Below are 21,349 nucleotides of genomic sequence, written 5' to 3'. Positions count from 1 at the left end.
TACTCAAGTCATGCTCATTCATCAACTGCTTTGCTTCGGCACCATCCCCGGCGGCGGCAACGCCGCCCTCGTCGTCCAACACGACCACAGCGACGCCGAGCAGCGCCAGCGCTTTGCCCGCGAACGCGCCCTGCCCGCCTGCGTGTTCGTCGACACCGCGCCCGACGGCGGCGTCGTGCTCGACTATTACTATCCGCACACGCGCAGCCCGCTGTGCCTGCACGCGACCCTGGCGGCGGCGCGCGTGCTGCTGTCGCCGGAGCGTCCGAGCTTGACCGTGCACACCGCCATGCGCGGCCAGCCGCTGACGCTCACGTTGCCCGCGAATGGCAACGACGTATTTGTCGAACTGGCGCCGCAATCGGTGCCGCAGCCTGCGATCGCCGCTGAGCTAGCGGCGCGCCTGCTGGCCGCGCCCGGGCTGGAATTGGCATCGGCGCCAGCCGTGGCGTCGGTCGGCAGCCCCAAATTGTTACTGGAGGTGGCCGACAGCGCCGCACTGCACGCGCTGCGTCCGGACTTGCAAGCCATCGCCGATTGGGGCCGCGAGCACCACGTTAACGGCTGCTACGCCTGGTGCCGCCGGCCCGACGGCGCGCTCGAAGGCCGCAGCTTCAACCACCTCGATCCCGCGATGGAAGACGGCGCTACCGGCGTGGCCGCTGGCGCCCTCGCCGTCCACCTGGGCGCGGACGTGACCTTGTACCAGGGCGTGAATCTCGGCCAGCCGTGCCGCATCCGCGCAACTATCGGGGCGGGCAGAGGCGGCATGGTCCTGATCGGCGGCGCGACGCGCTCCGCCACCGGGGACAACCGATGAGCAAGTCCAGGCGCAAACGCAAATACAAGTACACACTGCTGCACAAACACGTCCCCAAGCCCGCGCGCATACGGAAACCGCCGATGTCGGACAGGGTGTTTCTCGCACTAGTTTTGCTGGTCCTGGCCACCATCTATTTAGCGTACACGGAGGTCTACCGTCCATTCATCGGGGGACCGAGACTGAACGAGCAAGCCGAGGGCGTCGCTTTTTATGCCACGTTCCGGGGTGGGAAGCCGATGCCGGCGGGAGCGCTGTCGCCGTCCATCCTGACACCCGAGTCGCGGGCCTGGGCAACCGCGCGCAAGCTCAGGCAAATGCCCGATGCAGCGGTTAGCCGCATGGTCCGCATGCCGCATAAAAGCCGCTTCGACCCGAACACACCGAATTATTACGCCGTGTTCAGGCGCCTCGATCCCGAGCCGGATCGCGTGCAGAACGAATGGGGCGGGACGATCCAGGTCTTCATCGGCGAACAAGGCGTGCTGGTCGCCTACGACGAGGTGCCGCGCCGCCTGTGCGAGCGCGATTTCGAGCCCCCGCCGTTCAAGTTCGGCTTCCAGTGCAACGGCAAGTTCCAGTACAGACATTAATCACATTCGCGTGACTCACTCCGTAGCACTACGTAGACGCGAACCCGGCCGGGACGCCGGTTGGCGCGTCAAAACAACACTAAATAGTGTTTAAACGCAAAATTGGCAGAAAACCCATATCAATATAAATTATTTGAATAGAATCAAATTTTTCATGGGAGCCGAAACGTGCCAGCCAACACCACCTTACGCAACGCCGTCTTATTCACCCTCTACGGCGCCGCCGCGCTGACCCTGAGCCCCGCCGTCCACGCGCAAAGCACCGCGCCGGCAGACGCCGCCGCTCCCATGCAAACGGTCACCCTGGTTGGCTCGCGCCGCGCCACCTCGTCGGCCACCGACACCGTGGTGCCGGTCGATATCATCCCGATGAACAAGGTCTCCGAACAGGGCGGCCAGTTCGACCTGGCACAATCGCTGACCTACATCTCGCCATCGTTCAACTCGACCCGCCAAAGCGGCTCGGACGGCGCCGACCTGGTGGACTCGGCCGCGCTGCGCGGCCTGGGCTCGGACCAGACCCTGGTGCTGGTCAACGGCAAGCGCCGCCACACCACCGCGCTGGTCAACCTGTTCGGCGCGCGCAACCGCGGCAACACCGGCACGGACCTGAACGCCATCCCGATGCTGGCCATCAAGGACGTGCAGGTGCTGCGCGACGGCGCCGCCGCCCAGTACGGCTCGGACGCGATCGCCGGCGTCATGGACATCGGCCTCAAAAAGAGCCTCGGCTGCGAAGCCATCGCCGGCTACAGCCAGTACTCGGCCGGCGACGGCGAGAACTACCTGGGCTCGGCCTACTGCGGCTTTAGCATCGGCAACGGCGGCGTGGTCGGCATCACCGGCGAATACCTCGACCGTGGCCGCTCGAACCGCGCCGAGGCCGACAACCCGCGCATCATCGGCGACACCAAGACCGAAAACCAGACCATTTATCTGAACGGCGAACTGCCGACCACCGGCACCGGTAAACTGTACTTCACGGCTGGCGCCCAGAAGCGCGACGGCTCGTCGGCCGCGTTCGCGCGCGGCGGCGTCGGCTCGGACGACATCCCGAGCCGCAACTCGGCGGCCATGTACCCGAACGGCTTCGTGCCGTTCATCAACGCCAAGATCGACGACCGCTACGGCACCATCGGCCACCGCATCAAGCTGGGTGAATGGAACACCGACTTGTCGCAGACCTACGGCTACAACAAGATGATGTACAACATCAGCAACACGATCAACGCCTCGATCGCCAACCAGGACCTGCTCGGCGGCGGCCGCGGCGTCAGCGCCAGCGCCTTCGACGCCGGCGGCTTCTCGTTCCAGCAACTGACCACCAACGTCGACCTGTCGCGCTACTACGACGGCGTGCTCGGGGGTGGCCTGAACGTCGCCTTCGGCGGCGAATACCGCAGCGAGGAATTCAAGATCTTCGCCGGCGAACGCGGCTCCTACATCGACGCCGACGGCGTCGGCAACGGCGGCAACGCCGGCAGCCAGGGCTTCCCGGGCTTCCAGCCGGGCGACGAGACCAAGGCCAAGCGCCACAGCAACGCCGCCTACCTCGACCTCGAGGCCGACCTGACCGACGCCGTCAAGGCCCAGGCGGCGGTGCGCTACGAGAAATTCAGCGACTTCGGCTCGACCGTGACGGGCAAGCTGGCCGGCTCGGTGCGCGTGGCGCCAAGCACCCTGCTGCGCGGCTCGGCCAGCACCGGCTTCCGCGCGCCGTCGCTGCAGCAAAGCCACCTGTCGACCACCTTCACCGACTTCATCGGCGGCGTGCCGAAGGAAGTGGTGCTCGCGCCCAACGGCGGCGTGGTCGCCAACGCGGCCGGTATCCCGAAACTGAAAGAGGAAAAATCGACCAGCTTCACCCTGGGCACGACCTGGACGCCAAGCGAGGCGATCTCCGTCACGGCCGACCTGTACCGCATCAAGATCAAGGACCGCATTGTGCTGTCGGGCCGCTTCAACGCCGACAACTACCCCGACCTGGCCGACCGCCTGGCCGCGCTGGGCGTGGGCGAGGCGCAATTCTTCGTCAACTCGGTCGACACCAAGACGCAAGGCCTGGACCTGACCGCCTCGCACAAGGCCAACTTCGGCGCCAACCGCCTGACCACCTACCTGGCCCTCAACGCCAGCAAGACCGAGGTCACCGGCATCCACGCGCCGGCCGCGCTGCAAGGCTTCGAGGACGTGCTGCTGTCGGAAAAGGAACGCCTGTACATCGAGCAGGGCGCGCCGAAATCGAAAGTCACCCTGGGCTTCGACTTCGTCACCGGCGCGCTGGAGACGGATTTCAAGATCATCCACTTCGGCCCGCAGACCCTGGGCACCTTCGACGGCACCGCCAACGGCGTGGCCAACCAGCGCTACGAGTCGAAAACCTCGGCCGACCTGAGCTTCACCTACACGATCAACAAGAACATGAAGTTCACCCTGGGCGGCAACAACATCTTCAACGTCAAGCCGACCTCGCAGGACCCGGACCAGACCGACAACGGCTTCAAGTACGAGAGCGTGCAGTTCGGCCTGAACGGCGCCTCCTACTTCGGCCGGCTGTGGGTGCGGTTCTAACGGAGACACGTAGGGCGGATTAGCGAAGCGTAATCCGCCATGCATGCGCCGTCGGCGGCGCGTAGATGGCGGATTACGGCGTGCCGCCTAATCCGCCCTACGTGCATCCGAGGTTAGGCACGTGCTCAGGCCACGATGACAATGGCGTCCATTCGGGCGCCGTTTTTTTATTCGTTTTACGTTTGCTTACATTTCACTAACGCAATTCAACCCGATCGCGGCCTACACTGGTCTTTATCAAGGCAACGGAGCACGCCATGCGCCACGCGATCGCCCTCATGTTATTCCTCACACTGCTGCAAGGCGCCCTCGCCTACGCGGCGCTGGGCGGCTCGCCGTCCGACTTCGGCGGCACGCCGGCCACCACCGCGCGGCGCCTGGCCGCTACCGGGGCCGCCACGACGGCCGCCACCACCGATGCCGTCTACACCGTCAGCCAGAGCACCCTCGACAGCGGCACCGTCGTGCGCGAATACAGCGACACGGCCGGCAAGGTGTTCGCCGTCAGCTGGCGCGGCCCGATCCTGCCGGACCTGCGCACTTTGCTGGGCGAGAAGTTTGCCGTCATGACCGGCGCGGCCGGCCAGCGGGCCCGCGCCGGCCACTCGCAGCTGGCGCTCAACCAGTCCGACATGGTGCTGGTCTCGAGCGGCCACATGCGCGCGTTCGCCGGCCACGCCTGGATTCCCAGCGCGCTGCCGGCCGGCTTCGACACCGCCACCATCGAATAGGACCGCCGCATGAGATTACCCCAGCACGGCGCCGGCGCGCCCTGGACCGCCCGCTTGGCCGCCGCCCTGCTCTGCCTGGCGCTAAGCGCCTGTGGCGGCGGTGGCGGCGGTAGCGGCGGCACGGCGGCCACCACCACCACCACCCAGGCCGACGCCGGCGTCGTCGCCGCCACGCCGGTGGTCAGCATCGGCGCCACGCCGACGGCCACCACCAGCGGCCAGGTCGTCACCCTGAGCTGGAGCGTGAGCAATCCGCCGGCCGCCGGCTGTGTCGCCTCCGGCGCCTGGAGCGGCGCGCGCGCCGCCAGCGGCACGCTCACGGTCACCGCCGGCGCCGCCGGCACGGCCAACTACACGCTCACCTGCGGCGGCGCCAGCGGCACCGCCGCGGTGGTCGTGAGCACCCCGCCGCCCGCCCCCACCACCAATCTGGCCCTGGCGCCGGCCAACATCACCACCGCCCAAACCTCGGTGCTGAGCTGGTCGTCGGCCAACGCCACCGGCTGCGTCGCCAGCGGCGCATGGAGCGGCGCCCGCGCCACGTCCGGCGCGGTGACGGTAACCCCGGCCGGCGCCGGCAACTTCACCTACAGCCTGACGTGCAGCGGCGACGGCGGCGCCGCCAGCGCCAGCGCCGCGCTGAGCGTGACGGCGGCGCTGTCGAACAGCACCACCATCAGCGTCGACAGCGGCCCGGCCGGCGTGGGCGGCGTCATCAACGTGCCCTACGTGAACGTGACGGTGTGCCAGCCGGGCACCGCCACCTGCCAGACGGTCGACCACGTGCTGCTCGACACCGGCTCCTACGGCCTGCGCCTGCTGGCGTCCGCGCTGAACACGGGCCTGGCGCTGCCGGCCGTCAAGACCCCGTCCGGCGCCGACGCCGCCGAATGCGGCAAGTTCATCAGCGGCTACACGTGGGGCGCGGTGCGCCGGGCCGACGTCAAGATGGCCGACGAGGTGGCCGCCGGCATCCCGATCCAGGTCATCGGCGACAGCGGCGCCAGCTACGCCGCCACGCCCGCAACGTGCAGCAGCGCCGGCAACAACCTCGGCACCCTGGCGGCCATGGGCGCCAAGGGCATCCTTGGCGTCGGCCTGTTCCAGCACGACTGCGGCAGCGCCTGCGCGCAAGCGGCCATATCCGGCGTGTACTACGCCTGCGGTTCCGCCGCCGGCGGCACCTGCACGGCCAGCGCCATGCCGCTGGCCTCGCAGATCAGCAATCCGGTCGCAGGGTTCGCCGTCAACAACAACGGCGTGCTGGTGAGCCTGCCGGCGGTGGGCGCGGCCGGCCTGACGTCGGTCAGCGGCACCCTGATCTTCGGCGTCAACACGCAAGCCAACAACACCATCGCCAGCGAAACGGTGTTCAAGACCGACAGCGGCGGCGACTTCAGCACCGCCTACAAGGGCAAAACGTACGGATCGAGCTTCATCGACAGCGGCTCGAACGGCTACTTCTTCACCGACGCGACGATCCGCACCTGCTCGGGGGGCGACTTCTTCTGCCCGGTCGCGGCGCTGGCGCTGAGCGCGACCAACACGGCCGCCGACGGCAGCGCCAGCGGCACGGTCGCCTTCAACGTCGTCAACCTGGTGCAACTGGCGTCGACCGTCCAGGCCGCGCACGTGGGCGGCCCCCTTGCCGGCATTTCCACCGCCGGCAACGGCGACGCCTTCGACTGGGGCCTGCCATTCTTCTACGGCCGCCGCGTGTTCGTCGTCATGGAAGGGCAAACGGTCAACGGCAAGACCGGCCCGCTGTGGGCCTACTGACCCAACAGTCGGGGTCAAGTCTGTCATTCGGACACCGGCACAACAGTCGTATGCACCAGCTCGTTTCTGAATGACAGACTTGACCCCGCAGTTTATTGCGGTTTGTCACAACGCGGTCATGTAGTTTCGTTAAAGTCGCCACCTTGATTTTTATACATTTTTGGGGATGCGATGAGAACGAATTCGGTGATGGTGGCGGCGTTGGTGGCGGCAGGCGTGATCGGCTTGGCGGGTTGCGGCGGCGAGTCCAATCCGATCCCGGCGATTCCCGAGGGTACCACCGTGACCCTGGCGTTGATGGAGACCACCGACATCCACGCCAACGTGATGAGCTATAACTATTACTCGCTGGCCGAGGACACCAGCCTGGGCCTCGAACGCACTTCCACCCTGGTGGCCGCCGCCCGCGCCGAGACCCCCAACAACGTGCTGCTCGACGACGGCGACACCATCCAGGGCACCCTGCTGGGCGACCTGCAGGCCGTCACCAAGCCGATCCCGTGTTCGGAGACGATGGCCGTGCACAAGGCCATGAACGCCATGAAGTACGACGGCGGCGGCTTCGGCAACCATGAATTCAACTACGGCTTGCCGCTGCTGAGCCAGATCACCAACACCGACTTCGGCATCCCCGGCGTGGCCAAGCCGAGCGGCACCTGCGGCGCCCCGGCCTTCCCGCTGACCTTGACCAACGTCACCGGCGTGGCCAGCGGCAAGCCGATCGTGCAGCCGTACGTGGTGTTGCCGCGCACCTTCTCGGCCACCGCGCCCGACGGCGGCAAGTTCGACGTCAAAATGAACATCGGCCTGCTGAGCTTTGTGCCGCCGCAGATCCTCGAGTGGGACCAGAAGAACCTGGCCGGCAAGGTCGCCGTCACCGGCGTGCAGGAGGCGGCCAAGCAGTACGTGCCCGAGCTGCGCGCCAAGGGCGCCGACCTGGTCGTGGCGCTGTCGCACGGCGGCCTCGATCCGAGCCCGTACAGCCCGAAGATGGAAAACGGCAGCTACCACCTGACCACCACCGGCATCGACGCGCTGCTGATCGGCCACTCGCACCTGATCTTCCCGAAAGGCAAGGAGCCGGGCGCCGCCGCCCTGGACGCCTCGTTCGCCGCCTTCCCGGCCAGCGCCAAGATCGACGCCGTCAACGGCTTCGTCAACGGCGTGCCGACCGTCATGGCGCAAAGCTGGGGCCGGCGCCTGGGCATCATCAAGATGACCCTGGCCTACACCCGCGGCAAGTGGGTGGTGCAGCCGGCCAAGACGACGGTCGAATCGCGCGGCTTCAAGTACACCGACGGCACCACCAACGTCAAGGCCGATCCGGCGATCGCGCCGCTGGTCGCCGCCGAGCACGCCGCCACGATCGCCTACGCCAAGCAGCCGCTGGGCGTGGCCACCGACTTCGAGATGTCGGCCTACTTCGCGCTGGCCGGCGACGTCAGCGCGATCCAGCTGGTCAACCAGGCGCAGCTCGACTACGTGAAAAAATTCATCGCCACCAGCACCGATGCCACCCTCGCCAGCTACAAGAATATTCCGGTGATCTCGTGCAGCGCGCCGTTCAAGGCCGGGCGCAACGGGCCGTCCGACTTCACCGACGTCGCGCCGGGCGCCAGCGCCGCCGCGCCGGTCGGGCTGCAGGTGCGCAATCCGGGCGACCTTTACCTGTACAGCAATAACAACCTGCAGGCGGTCAAGATCAAGGGTTCGGACTTGAAGGCGTGGCTGGAGACGGCCGCCAAGCAGTTCGGCCAGATCGATCCGGCCAAGACGGCCGAGCAGGACCTGGTGCCGAGCTACGGCACGATCTATAACTACGACGTGTTCTACGCCGAGAACAACGCGCTGACCTACCAGATCGACGTCACCAAGCCGGCCGGCGCGCGCATCGCCAACCTGACCTACCTGGGCAAGCCGGTGGCCGACGGCGACGACTTCATCGTCGCCACCAACGATTACCGCGCCGGCGGCGGCGGCGCCGTGCCCGGCATCGACGGCAGCAAGACCATCATCAAGTCGCCGGACGCCAACCAGACCGTGGTGAGCAACTACCTGGCGGCGCTGGGGGCGTCGACCGGCAAGGTCACCTTGGCCGGCAACGGCAGCGCGCGCAGCTGGAGCTTCGTCAAGACGGCCACCGCCGGTCCGGTGATCCTGCGCTCGGCGCCGGGCCACCTGGCGCTGGCCAAAAGCAGCGGCATCACCGCCGTCACCGCAGAGGGCGCGCTGGACGCGAGCGGCTTCGCCAAGTACACGATCGATCTGAGCAAATAAACCCGGGGAGCGCGGCGATGAAAAAACCTTCGGTGACGATCCTGGCGACGGTGCTGGCCTCCGCGCTGTTGTTCGGTTGCCAAATCCAGCGCGATCCGCCCGACGCGGCGCAGATCGAGACGGTCGGCATGAAGGCGCTGCAGCAGGCCGACGCCAGCGCCGAGCGCAAGCTGATGGCGTGGGCGCGGCAGGACATGCCGGTGGCCCAGCGCGAGCTGGCGCTGCTATATAAAACCCGGCCGGACCAGCGCGCCGAGGCGCTGAAGTTGTTCGAGCAGGCCGCGCGCGGCGGCGACGTCGAGGCGGCGTTCCAGCTGGGCGAGCTGCTGCGGCTGGGCGTGGCCGGCGTACCCGCGCAGCCGGCGGCGGCCGCGCCGTGGTACACCCTGGCGGCGCAGCAGCGGCACGCGCGGGCGGCGCTGGTGCTGGGCCAGCTCTACAAGAACGGCGACGGCGTCGCGCGCGACGACCGGCTGGCCGCGCGCTGGCTGGGCGCCGCCAGCGAAGGCGGCAACGCGCATGCGATGTTCCTGCTGTCGTACTTCTACAGCGAGGGGCGCGGCGTGCCGGCGGACCCGGCCAAGGCGCGCGCCTTGCTGGAGGAGTCGGCCGAGCACGAGTACCCGCCGGCGCTGCAGGAACTGGCGATGACGGTGCAGCTGGGCGACGCCCACAGCGCCAGGGACGAGCGCCGCGCCGGCTACCTGCTCAAGGAGGCGACCGAGCACCGCCACAACAACTGGAACCGTTTTTGATCTGGGTTTGATCTTGGCTTGATCTGGCCCATGGCCGACCATTACATGAAGTTGCGGGTGTGCAGGGACGACAGGTGTTGTGCGGCGTCCTTGCTGAAGCCCAGTCTTTCCAGCCGCGCCTGGCGTCCCTCGGCCATGTCGCGCATCAACTGCTGCACCTTCAGGTAGCCGGCCGCGATGGCCGGCACCGTCAATTCCCCCGCCGCCAGCAGGATCAGCGCGTCGAACACTTCCTCGTTCAGGCCCGATGTCGTCGATAGCGCGTCGTTGCGCGACTGCACCGCGTTGGCCAGCCGGGCGCGAAAACCCGGATCGTTTTCCAGCCGCGCGGCCAGGTGCGTCATGCCGAAAGCTACGTGGCGCGCTTCGTCGCGTGCGGCCAGCCGGGCGATCTGCCGCGTGACCGGGTCCGGCGCGTGCTCGTGCAGGAAGTGCAGCAGGCTGACAAACGTGCCCTCGCCCAGCACCGACAATAAAAACTCGGCCACCGAGAAATCCGGTTCGTCGAGCAGCGTCTTGAGCGAGGCCTGGCCGCCGGCGGTCGACAGGCCCGGCTCGCGGCCCTTGAGCAGTACCCGGCGCGTGAAGACGTCGATGTGGCGGGCCTCGTCGGCGACCTGGATCGCCAGCACCGCCTGCACTTCGCGGTAGTGCGGATGCAGTTGGCCCAGGAAGCGCGCGGGCACCACCAGCGCGGCCACCTCGTTTTCGATCATATAGGTCAGCACCTGCACCACGGCCTCCTCGACGATGTCGGGCAGCTCGAACGGGGCGGTCCAGTCGATCGCCGTTTGCGGGTCCCATTGGGCGGCGGCGGCCTGCGCGTACAGGTCGGCGGCGCGTTCACCCCAGACTTCGTCGCGCTCGGCCAGGCGGAAGGCGATCGGCGGCGAGCCGGCTTCCACCGTCGCGCCGCGCGCGGCCAGGCCCCAGCGGGCGTCGGCGCGTTCGGCCAGCGCGCCGGGCAAGGACGGGTCGGCGTGGCCGGTACGCAAGGCGCCGCGCCAACGACCGCCCGCGCCGGCGTGGGGCGCGTTGTCGGCGGTGCCGGCGGTGTTTGCGGTGTTTGCGGTGTCGGCGGTGTCGGGGCCAGCGGCGCCATCGACGCTATCGGCGTGCCGGCGCACGGTGGCGACGTTGCCGCCGCCCTCCCCGTCTCGCGCGAACGCGCATTGATGCCCTTGCGTGCGGCACCACGCGATCAGCTGGCCTTCCCAGCCGTGGGCCCGGCCGCGCACCTGCAAGGTTTGCCCCGGCGGCAACGCCGCCAGCGCGTGCTTGACCAGCACATGGGCGCCGGCGTCAAAGCCCAGCTGCTCAATATCGATAGTCGCTTGCAATGATATTCCCCGCTGCATCGTAGAACTGCTCGTCGTCGGCGGCGCGCATCAGGGCGTCGTAGCCGCTGGTGCGGCCGGGCAGCCATTGCCGCAGCCCTTCCATCTCCAGCAGCGGGCGCACCTCGGCGTCGTCCCAGCGCATCGCCAGCAGCAACTCGGTGAACTGCTTGATCTGCTCGGCCGGGGCGCCCGGGCTGACGGTGAAGTTGCAATGATCGAAGGGTTGCGTGCGCGCCAGGATGCGCGTTGTACCGGCCGCCAGCAAGCCTTCGCGCGAGAATGCCATGTGGTTGCCGTCGATCATCCAGGCGGCGTCGATCTCGCCGGCGACCAGCGCCTGCGCGGCGTCGCGCTCGCCGCCGATGTGGTCGCCGTGCTTGCCGCCCAGGACGTCGAAGTGGCGCGCCATGAAGTCGCGGCCGGCCAGCAGGCCGTGGTGGCGCAGATAGTCGAGCGGGATCAGGCGCGCCTGCGGCGAGTCGATGGCGCCGAAGCCGATGGTCTTGCCGGCCAGCCAGGCCAGCTCGGTCACCGGCGAATCGGCGCGCGTGACCAGCACCGACGTCAGGTCGCGGTCGGTGTCGCGCATCGCCACCGTGTCGAGCGTCAGGCCGCGCGCGGCGGCGATGCGCGCGGCGCGCACCCACGCCAGCGGCGAGTTCCAGGCCAGGTTGATGCTGCCGTCGAATTGCGCCTCGACCTGGCGCTCGTAGTTGGAATAGAGGAGGTAGTCGAAGGCCAGGCCGTGGCGGCGGAAGTATTCCTTGAAGCCTTCCCAGATCGTCACGACCTTGGGCGCGTAGGCGACCGCGCCCATCATCAGTGGTGTGCTTGTCATGTGTCTCCCTTGTGCTCTCAATGGCGTCATCAGCCGAACACCGGCATGCCGCAGACGGCCTTGCCGATGAAGTCGTACAGCACGTCCGACGTCGGCGCCATCACCGACGCGGCGCGGGCGTCGCGGAAGTAGCGCTCGATGCCCAGGTCCTTGCGGAAGGCGGCGCCGCCGCACACGCGCATGGCCGTGTCGCTCACCTCCAGCGCGGCCTCGGCGGCGGCGGCCTTGACCTGCATCACGCGCAGCATGGCGTCGGCGCGGCCGGCCGCCAGCGCGGCGACGGTGTCGTCGCGCAAGGTGCGCACCAGGTCGGCCTGGATGCGGGCGCGCGCCAGGTAGGCGCGTATGGTCGGCAAGTCGGCCAGCGCGCTGTCGAGGTGTTCGAGCTTGCTGGCGGTGACGTGGCCGCAGGCGGCCTCCAGCACCGCGTCCATCAGGCCCAGCGAGCATGACGCCGTCAGGGTGGCGAACACCGGCAGCACCTTGCCGACCATGATGTCGAAGCCGCCGCCGTCGGCGCCCAGCAGCGCGGCGGCCGGCGCCCGCACGCCCCTGGCGCTCAACGGCGACGAGCGGTTGCCGCGCAGGCCGAGGCCGTCGAAGAATTTGGCCTCGCCGAGCCCCTCGCTGTCGCGCTCGACAAGCCACAGGCTGCTGACGCCGGCGCCGTCGGCCGGCCCGGTCGACCACACATAGGAATCGGCTTCGGCGGCCGAGGTGACCATGGTCTTGCTGCCGTCGATCACGACGTGGTCGCCATCGCGCCGCGCCGTGCCCATCGGCGCCCAGAAGTGGCTGCGCGAACCGCTGTCGGACCACGCCAGGGTGCTCAGGTGGCGGCCGGCGGCGATCTCGCGGCGCAGCGGCTCGGCGCCGAATGCCTCGATGACCACGGTGGCGCAGTAATGCATGCACACCACCATCGCCGTCGACGGGCAGGCGCGGGCGATGCGCTCGACCACCTGGGCCGCCTCGGCCAGGCCCTTGCCGCCGCCGCCGACCGCCTCGGCGCTGATCAGGCCGAGCAGGCCGGCCTGGCCCAGCGCGCCGATGGCCGCGCGGGGAAAGACGGCGTCGCGGTCGGTCGCCTGCGCGGCCGGCGCGACGGTGGACAGGACGATGGAATCGAGTGTTTGCAGGTAGGGCATGGCGTTCCTCATGGCGGCAAGGGGGACGATAAGCGGCGCGGCCAGTGTAGCAGAGAGCGCCACACCGCCGCGCCCCGTACTCCGGGGTCAGGTCCACCATTTCTACACGGCCTCGTCCCTCGTAAGGCTGGCCGCCGATTTACGCCGCTCTACGGTTCTGCTTGTGTAGAAATGGCGGACCTGACCCCGGAGTTGCCGGCGTTGCTGAGGGTGGCCATTTCGCGCTGCATGTTGGCGATGGCGCGTTCGTTGTAGGTGTCGGCGAAGTAGGCGTTGCCGAACAGCTGGCCCGCCTCGGCCTTGCGGCACAGATGCGCCAGCGCGCCGCCCCGGTCCTGGCGGTACTTGACGTCCGGCAGGTGGCTGTATTCGCGCCGGATGCCGCGCGCGTAATTGTGATAGACCTCGTCGTCCTGGCCGAGGATGGCCAGGTCGACGCTGAGCATGACGTCCTTGAGCCGGTGCGTGATCGACGCTTCCTGGAAGTGGTCGGTGGCGCGTATCAGTTGCGCCGTGTCGTCCATTTCCTGCGCCAGGTGGCTGCCCAGCCACAACTGGGCGCTCGCTTCCTCGTTGGTCAACTCGCCCGGCTCGCCCCGGCGGCCGTATTCGGCGTCGTGGAACCAGAACGCCTGCTTGACGATGTCGACATCGAGCGGGTCCGGGCCGGTGTTGGCGGCCCAGGCGCGGATCTCGCACAGGCCGTGCACCAGGTGGTCGAGGTTGTGGTAGTGGCGGTCGGCGCCGCCGTAGGCGGTGGCGCCGGTCAGGCGCACGAACCATTGGTCGGCGTGGGCGATGGCCGGCACGTCGGCGTGCGCGTAGTCCCACAAGGTTTCCCATTCCTTGCGCAGCCAGCTGAGCACCCAGGCGTGGTAGGCCGGCCCGGGCACGAATTGCTTCATGATCCAGTTCCAGCCGATCGGCCCCTCGAGCGCCTTGACGAAGCTCGAACTGACCGAACCGAGGTCGCGCGGCGGCATGACGAAGATGGTCTTGGCGCCTTGTAACACGTCGACGTTGGTCTGCTGGATCAGGTTTTCGTAGTCGAAATCGGCCGTGGTGCGGATGCCGCGGATCAGGCAGTCGGCGCCGTGCTTCTTGGCCGCGCGCGCCGTGTAGTCGCCCTTGACGATGACCACCTGCACGTTGTCCCAGCCCTGCTCGGCGCAGCTGAGCGCGATGATGCTTTTGCGCTCCTCGGCCGTGAACTTGGGTTTTTTGGCGGTGTTTTCGGACAGGAACACCACCACTTCGTCCGCGATCGAGCGCGCCTCGTTGATCACCCACATGTGGCCGTTGGTGATCGGGTCCAGGGTGCCCGAAAAGCCGATCTTCTTCATACGCCGCTCCAACCGATGTCAAAGGAGCATTTTAGACCGGAGTGGGCGTCGCAGTCTCGGGAAAATCGACTTGGACCTTCAGCCCGCCCAAACGCGCGGACTGGTCGAGGGTGAGCACGGCGCCGTGGCGCTCGGCGATGGACTTGATGATGGCCAGCCCCAGGCCGCTGCCGCCGGCCTCGCTGCCGGGCACGCGGTAGAAACGGTTGAAGACGCGCTCGCGCTCGTCGGCGGGAATGCCGGGGCCGGAATCCTCGACGCTGAGGATGACCCGACCCGGCGCCGACTTGGCGCCCGGCACGCGGCGCAGGTCGAGGTCGACCGTGCCGCCGGCCGGCGTATATTTGATGGCGTTGTCGACCAGGTTGCGCATCAGGATGATGAGGGCGTCGGGCTGGCCGTCGACGCCGGCCTCGTCGGCGTGGTGCAGGCCGAGGTCGATCTGGCGCGCCTGCGCCAGGCCGGCCATGTCGCCCAGGGTGCGCTTGAGCAGGTCCGACAGGCTCAGCGCCTCGAGCCGCGCGTCGTCGACCGAGCCCTCCTGGCGCGCCAGCACCAGCAATTGCTCGACCAGCCGGGTGGCGCGCTCGATGCCGGCCGTCACGCGGCCGATGGCGACGTTGCGCGCGGCCTCGTCCTGCGCGCGGCCCAGGCTGAGCACCTGGAGCTTGAGCGCGGCCAGCGGCGAGCGCAGTTCGTGGGCGGCGTCGGCCACAAAATGTTGTTGCGCCTCGAAGGCGGTGCGCACGCGGCCGAACAGCAAGTTCAGTTCATGGACCAGCGGCAGCACCTCGTCCGGTAAATCGTTTTCCGACACCGGCGACAAATCGTCGGCCTGGCGCGCGGCCACCTGGCGTTTGACGCGCGACACCGGCGCGAGCGAGCCGCTGACGACCCACCACACCACCAGCATCAAAATCGGCGCCATCACGGCGATCGGGCCGACCGTGCGCAGCGCCAGGGTGCCGGCCATGCGCTGGCGCACCGCCATGTCCTGGGCCACCTGCACCGTCTGGTTGCTGGTTTGCACCGAGAAGATGCGGTAGGTGGTGTTGTTGGCCTTGACGTTGGAAAAACCCAGCACGGCGCGCTGCGGCAGCGCCGCGCGCGACAGCGAGCGGAACACCTGGGCGCCGTCCGGGGTCCAGACCTGCACCACGAGGTCGTCGTTTTCGGGGTCGGCCACGGCGTCGGCGGCCTTGTTGGTCAGGGTCGCGCTCGAGCGCAGCGACATGGCCATTTGCTGCATGTGGTAGTCGAAGATCTGGTCGGCGTCGCTCAGCGCGCTGCGGTAGGCGATCAGCGCCTGGGCGATGGCCGCCATGGTGATGGCCGCCAGCAGAAACCACAGCAGCCTGCCGCGCAGCGAGTGCGTCACCACCGGCACCCGCGGCAACGATGGCAGCGAGGGCATCTTGACCTTCACCTTCATAGCTTGGGCACCATGTAGCCGAGGCCGCGCACGTTCTGGATCAGCTCGGCGCCGAGTTTTTTGCGCAGGCCGTGGATGTAGACCTCGACGGCGTTGCTGTTGACCTCGTCCTTCCAGCTGTACAACTTCTCTTCGAGCTGGTGCCGCGACAGCACGATGCCGGGCCGGGCGATCAAGGCTTCCAGCACGGCCCATTCGCGCGCCGACAGGTTGACCGGCTTGCCGTCGGCGATCACTTCGCGCGTTTGCGGGTTGACCGAGACGTTGCCATGCTCAAACACCGGCTCGGCGCGACCGGCCGAGCGGCGCAACAAGGCGCGGATGCGCGCCAGCAGCTCGTCGAGGTCGTAGGGTTTGAGCACGTAGTCGTCGGCGCCGGCGTCGAGGCCGGCGATGCGCTGCTCCTTGGCGTCGCGCGCGGTGGCCACCAGGACCGGGGTCAGCTCCTTGCGCGCGCGCATCGAACGCAGCACTTCGAGGCCGTCCTTGCGCGGCAGGCCCAGGTCCAGCAGCACCAGGTCGTAGGTTTGCGTTTGCAGCGCGGTGTCGGCCATGTCGCCGTCCTTGACCCAGTCGACCGCGTAGTGCTCGGCCCGCAGCAGGTCGAGCACCACTTCGCCGATCATCGTGTCGTCTTCTACCAGCAGAAGTCGCATGGTGTTTCCTTTCTTGTTATTGTCGAATTCCGCCAGAGGGGTTGCAAATGACCGGTTTTTGATTACCCCAGCCGCACCGGGATGAAGATTCTCTCATCTCCGCGCTGGATCAGCAACGCCACCGACTTGCCGGACTTGTCGACCACCTGGCGCACCTGGTCGACGGTGTTCACCGCCAGCCCGTTTACCGACAGCAGCACGTCGCCCGGCTGGATGCCGGCGTTGGCGGCCGCGCCGCCGGCGTCCTCGATCACCAGGCCGCCGGGGATGCCGGACTGGCGCCGCTCCATCTGGTCGAGCGGACGCAGCGACAAGCCCAGGCGCAGCTTGGCGGCGCCCTGGTCGCCGCGCTCGCCGCGCTCGCTACGGTCGGCCAGGGCGGCGACTTTATCGTTGGCATTGCCCAGGGTCGCCGTCAGCGGCACCAGTTTGCCGTTGCGCCACACCTCGAGGTTGATCTTCGAGCCCGGCTGGGCCAGGCCGACCATGGCCGGCAGGTCGATCGAGCTGACGATCTTCTGGCCGTTCATCGTGCGCACCACGTCGCCCGGACGCAGGCCGGCCTTGTCGGCCGGACCGCCGCGTTCGACGTTGGCCACCAGCGCGCCTTCCGGCGTGGCCAGGTTAAACGAATCGGCGAAGCTCTGGTCGATCTCCTGCACCGTCACGCCCAGCTTGGCGTGTTCGACCTTGCCCTTGGAGACGATCTGGTCCTTGATCTTGGTGGCGACGTCGATCGGGATGGCGAACGACAGGCCCTGGTAGCCGCCGGTCTGGCTGTAGATCTGCGAGTTGATGCCGACCACCTCGCCGCGGGTGTTGAACAGCGGCCCGCCCGAGTTGCCGGGATTGACGGCGACGTCGGTCTGGATGAACGGCACGTACGAATCGTCCGGCAGCGAGCGGCCCTTGGCGCTGACCACGCCGGCGGTGACGGTGTTGTCGAGGCCGTATGGCGAGCCGATCGCCAGCACCCATTCGCCCACCTTCAGGTTGTCGGTCTTGGCCAGCGGCACGACCGGCAGGTTCTTGGCGTCGATCTTGAGCACGGCGACGTCGGTCTTGGGATCGGAGCCGAGCACCTTGGCGCGGAATTCGCGGCGGTCGGTCAGTTTGACGACCACTTCGCGGGCGTCGCGCACCACGTGGGCGTTGGTCAGGATGATGCCGTCGGCGCTGATGATGAAGCCCGAGCCCATGCCGTGGGTCGGCATTTCGCGCTGGCCGCGCGGCTGCTGCTGGCCCTGGAAGCGGCGGAAGAATTCCATGAAGGGGTCGTCGCCGAAGGCGTCGCCGCGGCCTGGACCGGCCTGGCCGCTGCCGTCGTACGAGGTCTTGACGCTGCCGGTGACGTTGATGTTGACCACGGCCGGGCCGTTGTGGGCGGCCACGACGCTAAAGTCCGGCAGCGAGATGCTGGGCGCCGGCACCGCCTGCGGCGCAGCTTGGGCGGCGGCGGGCGCAGCCGCTGTTGCCACGGCGGCCACAGGAGCGCCGCCGGCGGCCGTCGCGCTGTTCTGGTGGACCACCACCGCACCGCCCGCGCCGATCGCGGCCAGTACGGCCACGGCGGCGACGGCGCGCTTGGCGGTCTTCGATCCGGACGAAGTAGTTTGGGACATATGCACTCCTGAATTGAATGAGGTTAGATGTATTCAATATGAGGCAAAAAACTTAGACGCCACTTAACATGAGTTACCGATACAAATACTTACAAACAATGCAAATTTATTAAGATGGTGGACGTGCAACTGGCCGGATAAACCGGCCAGTTGGTCCTACTCGTGTGCCACCGAAGGCGCACACCCTACAATCGGATTACGCCGCCTGGCGCTGCTCCAGGGCCGCGACGTTGTCGCTGCCATCGATGACGATCTTGCGTGGCTTGAGGGCTTCCGGAATCTCACGCACCAGTTCGATGGTGAGCATGCCGTTGTCGAAGGACGCGCCGGTCACTTTGACATGGTTGGCCAGCTGGAAGCGCTGCTCGAAGTCACGCGCCGCGATGCCGCGGTGCAGATAGGTGCGCTCGGTGGCGTCCTTCTGTTTGCGGCCAACAACCTGCAGCGAATCGCGTTCGAAGGTGATGTCGATTTCCGACCGGTCGAAACCGGCGAGCGCCATCACGATCCGATACTTGTCTTCGGAGACCAGCTCGATGTTGTAAGGCGGGTAGCTTGGTGCGGAATCTCCCCGCTGGGCATCGTTCAGCAGTTGTGCCAGACGATCAAAACCGATAGCGGAACGATACAGAGGAGTGAGGTCAAAAGTACGCATGATAAATATCCTTTTCAAGTTAAGCGATATGGAAGCGTGGCCCCCATCTGGGCAACCACTGAGTTCGATATAGGTCGCTTTTCGGGGCTTTCAAGGCCTTGAAAAACGCCTTCAACATCCCCAGCGGCCCACTTTTTTTTAAAAATTTTTCAGTCGAACGCGACGTCTTCCAGCCGGAAACGGAATTTGCGGCGCTCGGGCAAAGTCCACCCGGCGCCAGGTGTCGGATCGCGTGGCGGCTCAGAAGGTTCGTCTTGCGTGTGGTGCGCGCGAACAATTGCGCGAACTGGTTGGGCGACACCGACTTTCCTTCATGGATAATTTGGTCGCCCTCGACCCGGGCATAGTTGTGATCACCGTAGCTCCATGAGCGCAGTACGGTTCCCTCGGGCAAAAACAGCGATTTCCATTGGTAGCCGCGCACGCTCGCCGGGTCGCAGCCGGTAGCGAGTTTGGCTTGTTCGGCCAGCCAAAATTCGATCGCCGACGACACGCCCTCCGATAAATCCTGCGTGCCGCCAAGCTCGCTGAGCCGGTTGATCAGCTTGAGCAGGGTGGCGGTGTCCAGCTGCACGGTCAATGTGGATTTCATTCGATTTCCCCTTCTATTTTCTTCTGCTTTCCTCTACTTTCTTCTAGTTAGACCTAATTTGGCGCGGTCGGTTCTCCCGCCGGGAAAATAGAAAAAAATAGAAGGAAATAGAAAAATAAATCGAACACTTCCTGCAGGGGGCCGGTGGTGCATACCCCCCTGTGTATTCCCGCAGCATTTACCCGCTTGCGCGCGTGCTAAACTCTTTCTCTTGCCCAACCTTTCAACCTCCCTTTCAACTCTCTATCACGCCGCCCCATGTTCCCTATCCGTGCCGCACTCGCCGTCCTGTTGGCCACCGCCTTCAGCGCCCAGGCAGAAACGATCTCCGAGCAGCCCTATCCGGGCACCATCGTGCTCAAGGTCGACGCCAGCAACTTCGCCCAGCAAATCTTCCGCGTGCGCCAGACCATCCCGGCCAAGCCCGGCAAGCTGACCTTGCTGTATCCGCAATGGGTGGTGGCCAACCACGGCCCCAGCGGCGCGCTCAACCAGTTCGCCGGCCTCAAAGCGAGCGCCAACGGCAAGCCGCTCGACTGGAAGCGCGACCCGCTCAACGTCTGGGCCTTCGCCATCGACGTGCCGGCCGACGCCAGCGCCATCGAGGTCGAGTTCCAGTACCTGTCGCCGATCGAGGCCAGCCAGGGCCGCACCACCTTCACCGCCGACATCCTGGGCGTGCAGTGGCAGTCGCTGGCGCTGTATCCGGCCGGCTACCGCAGCCGCAACATCACCGTGCAGCCGAACTTGACCGTGCCGCCCGGCTGGCAGTTCGGCAGCGCGCTGGAGACGGCCGCGCGCAACGGCGACGAGATCGCCTTCAAGCCGCTCGACCTGGAAACGCTGCTCGATTCGCCGCTGTTCGCCGGCCGTTATTTCCGCCGCGTCGACCTCGATCCGGGCGCCAAGGTGCCGGTGCACCTGAACATGGTGGCCGACAGCGCCGAGCAGCTGGCGGCGACGCCTGAGCAGATCGCGCCGCACCGCGCGCTGATCCAGCAAGCCTATAAACTGTTCGATTCCAGGCACTACCGCCACTACGATTTCCTGTTCGCCATCAGCGACGAATTCGGCGGCATCGGCCGCGAGCACCACGAGTCGAGCGAGAACGGCGTCAAGCTGGGCTACTTCACCGAATGGGCCAAGTACGAGGCGCGGCGCGAGTTGCTGTCGCACGAATTCGTGCACTCGTGGAACGGCAAGTTCCGCCGCCCGGCCGGCCAGGACGTGCCCAACTTCAACACGCCGCTGGACAACTCCTTGCTGTGGGTGTACGAGGGCCAAACCCAGTACTGGGGCGCCGTACTGGCCGCGCGCTCGGGGCTGATCAAGCCGGAGAACACGCGCGACCTGCTGGCCGCCTCGGCCGCTCGGCTGGACAACGTCAAGGGCCGCGAATGGCGCGCGGTGCAGGACACCACCTACGATCCGATCGTCAACGCCCGCCGCCCGCAGGTGTGGAACAACTGGCAGCGCGGCGAGGATTACTACCAGGAAGGCCAGCTGATCTGGCTCGACGCCGATACCCGCATCCGCGAGCTGTCCAACGGCAAGCGCTCGCTCGACGATTTCGCGCGCGCCTTCTTCGGCGTCGACGACGGCGCCCGGGTCGCCAGGCACTACACGTTCGACCAACTGGTGGCGGCGCTGAACGCGGTGCAGCCGTACGACTGGGCCGATTTTCTGCGCAGCCGCGTGGAAAGCCACGGCCCCGGCGCGCCGCTCGACGGCCTGGCGCGCGCCGGCTGGAAACTGGTCTACGCCGAGCAGCAAACCGCGTTCCTCAAGGCCCAGGAGGATCTGAGCAAGTCGGCCAACTTCCAGTATTCGCTGGGCTTCTCGGTGGGCGCCGAAGGCAAGCTCGAGGCATTCATGTGGGAAGGCGTCGGTTTCAAGGCCGGCATGTCCGGCGGCTCTACTTTGCTGGCCGTCAATGGCCGCGCCTACAAGCCGGACGTGCTGCGCGCGGCGGTCACGGCCGCCAAGGACGGCAAGGAGCCGATCCAGCTGCTGGTCAAAAAGGGCAATCTGTACCAGACCTACGCGCTCGACTATCACGGCGGCCTGAAGTACCCGCGCCTGGAGCGCATCAAGGGCGTGCCGGACCGGCTCGAGGCCATCCTCAAGCCGCTGAAGTAAAGGAACACGTCGCCCCCGCGCCTGTCCCGCACGGGCGGCGCGGGGCGGTTTTGCTACG

17 protein-coding genes are annotated in these 21,349 nt (G+C 67.2%); 8 read left to right on the top strand and 9 right to left on the bottom strand.

What is annotated here, in order from left to right; translation table 11 throughout:
* The first annotated feature begins 10 nt into the window (after positions 1-10).
* The 7 genes from NHH73_08665 to NHH73_08635 all read left to right on the top strand — a co-directional run bounded on the left by NHH73_08665 (position 11) and on the right by NHH73_08635 (position 9,526).
* Entirely contained in the window at positions 11-820 is an 810-nt protein-coding gene (locus NHH73_08665; GenBank protein ID USX28340.1) for a PhzF family phenazine biosynthesis protein, read from the top strand.
* Positions 817-1,413, top strand: coding sequence for a hypothetical protein (locus tag NHH73_08660; GenBank protein USX28339.1), 597 nt, complete (start codon positions 817-819; stop codon positions 1,411-1,413). Before NHH73_08665 ends, NHH73_08660 begins: the two co-directional genes overlap by 4 nt.
* Before the next feature lie 168 nt (positions 1,414-1,581).
* Positions 1,582-3,984: a TonB-dependent receptor gene (locus NHH73_08655; protein ID USX28338.1), complete on the top strand. Its 2,403-nt coding sequence runs from the start codon at positions 1,582-1,584 to the stop codon at positions 3,982-3,984.
* 257 nt (positions 3,985-4,241) lie between these two features.
* Positions 4,242-4,715, top strand: coding sequence for a DUF2844 domain-containing protein (locus NHH73_08650; GenBank protein USX28337.1), 474 nt, complete (start codon positions 4,242-4,244; stop codon positions 4,713-4,715).
* Between the two features lie 9 nt (positions 4,716-4,724).
* The gene (locus tag NHH73_08645) at positions 4,725-6,494 is read left to right on the top strand and encodes a DUF3443 domain-containing protein (GenBank protein ID USX28336.1); all 1,770 of its coding nucleotides are present in this window, start codon (positions 4,725-4,727) and stop codon (positions 6,492-6,494) included.
* Positions 6,495-6,665: 171 nt separating this feature from the next.
* Positions 6,666-8,771, top strand: coding sequence for a bifunctional 2',3'-cyclic-nucleotide 2'-phosphodiesterase/3'-nucleotidase (locus NHH73_08640; GenBank protein USX28335.1), 2,106 nt, complete (start codon positions 6,666-6,668; stop codon positions 8,769-8,771).
* Between the two features lie 17 nt (positions 8,772-8,788).
* Positions 8,789-9,526, top strand: a complete 738-nt coding sequence (locus NHH73_08635) for a sel1 repeat family protein (GenBank protein USX28334.1) — start codon at positions 8,789-8,791, stop codon at positions 9,524-9,526.
* A gap of 41 nt (positions 9,527-9,567) precedes the next feature.
* Here the strand turns inward: NHH73_08635 and NHH73_08630 are convergent, their stop codons facing one another.
* The 9 genes from NHH73_08630 to NHH73_08590 form a co-directional block, all read right to left on the bottom strand.
* Positions 9,568-10,866 (bottom strand): ferritin-like domain-containing protein, encoded by a 1,299-nt coding sequence (locus tag NHH73_08630; protein ID USX28333.1) that lies wholly within the window; start codon positions 10,864-10,866, stop codon positions 9,568-9,570.
* Entirely contained in the window at positions 10,844-11,704 is an 861-nt protein-coding gene (locus NHH73_08625) for a PhnD/SsuA/transferrin family substrate-binding protein (GenBank protein ID USX28332.1), read from the bottom strand. The genes NHH73_08630 and NHH73_08625 overlap by 23 nt, the downstream gene beginning before the upstream one ends.
* A 29-nt stretch (positions 11,705-11,733) precedes the next feature.
* Complete coding sequence (locus NHH73_08620; protein USX28331.1) at positions 11,734-12,852, bottom strand: acyl-CoA/acyl-ACP dehydrogenase; 1,119 nt, start codon at positions 12,850-12,852, stop codon at positions 11,734-11,736.
* Positions 12,853-13,001: 149 nt separating this feature from the next.
* The gene (coaD, locus tag NHH73_08615) at positions 13,002-14,195 is read right to left on the bottom strand and encodes a pantetheine-phosphate adenylyltransferase (GenBank protein USX28330.1); all 1,194 of its coding nucleotides are present in this window, start codon (positions 14,193-14,195) and stop codon (positions 13,002-13,004) included.
* Positions 14,196-14,226: 31 nt separating this feature from the next.
* Positions 14,227-15,627 (bottom strand): ATP-binding protein, encoded by a 1,401-nt coding sequence (locus NHH73_08610; GenBank protein USX28329.1) that lies wholly within the window; start codon positions 15,625-15,627, stop codon positions 14,227-14,229.
* A complete protein-coding gene (locus NHH73_08605; GenBank protein USX28328.1) occupies positions 15,624-16,283 on the bottom strand; it encodes a response regulator transcription factor in 660 nt (219 codons plus the stop codon). Before NHH73_08605 ends, NHH73_08610 begins: the two co-directional genes overlap by 4 nt.
* 62 nt (positions 16,284-16,345) lie before the next feature.
* Positions 16,346-17,905 (bottom strand): Do family serine endopeptidase, encoded by a 1,560-nt coding sequence (locus NHH73_08600; GenBank protein ID USX28327.1) that lies wholly within the window; start codon positions 17,903-17,905, stop codon positions 16,346-16,348.
* Positions 17,906-18,101: 196 nt separating this feature from the next.
* Positions 18,102-18,560: an Hsp20 family protein gene (locus NHH73_08595; GenBank protein ID USX28326.1), complete on the bottom strand. Its 459-nt coding sequence runs from the start codon at positions 18,558-18,560 to the stop codon at positions 18,102-18,104.
* 19 nt (positions 18,561-18,579) lie between these two features.
* Positions 18,580-19,152, bottom strand: a complete 573-nt coding sequence (locus tag NHH73_08590) for a hypothetical protein (GenBank protein USX28325.1) — start codon at positions 19,150-19,152, stop codon at positions 18,580-18,582.
* A 258-nt stretch (positions 19,153-19,410) separates the two neighbouring features.
* Here NHH73_08590 and NHH73_08585 point away from each other — a divergent pair, with 258 nt between their 5' ends.
* On the top strand, positions 19,411-21,291 hold the full coding sequence (locus NHH73_08585; GenBank protein ID USX28324.1) for a peptidase M61: 1,881 nt from the start codon (positions 19,411-19,413) through the stop codon (positions 21,289-21,291).
* Positions 21,292-21,349 lie beyond the last annotated feature (58 nt).

This window comes from Oxalobacteraceae bacterium OTU3CINTB1 (assembly GCA_024123955.1).
In the GTDB taxonomy this organism is placed as follows: domain Bacteria; phylum Pseudomonadota; class Gammaproteobacteria; order Burkholderiales; family Burkholderiaceae_D; genus Rugamonas.
This window is presented reverse-complemented; position numbering and strand designations above follow the sequence as displayed.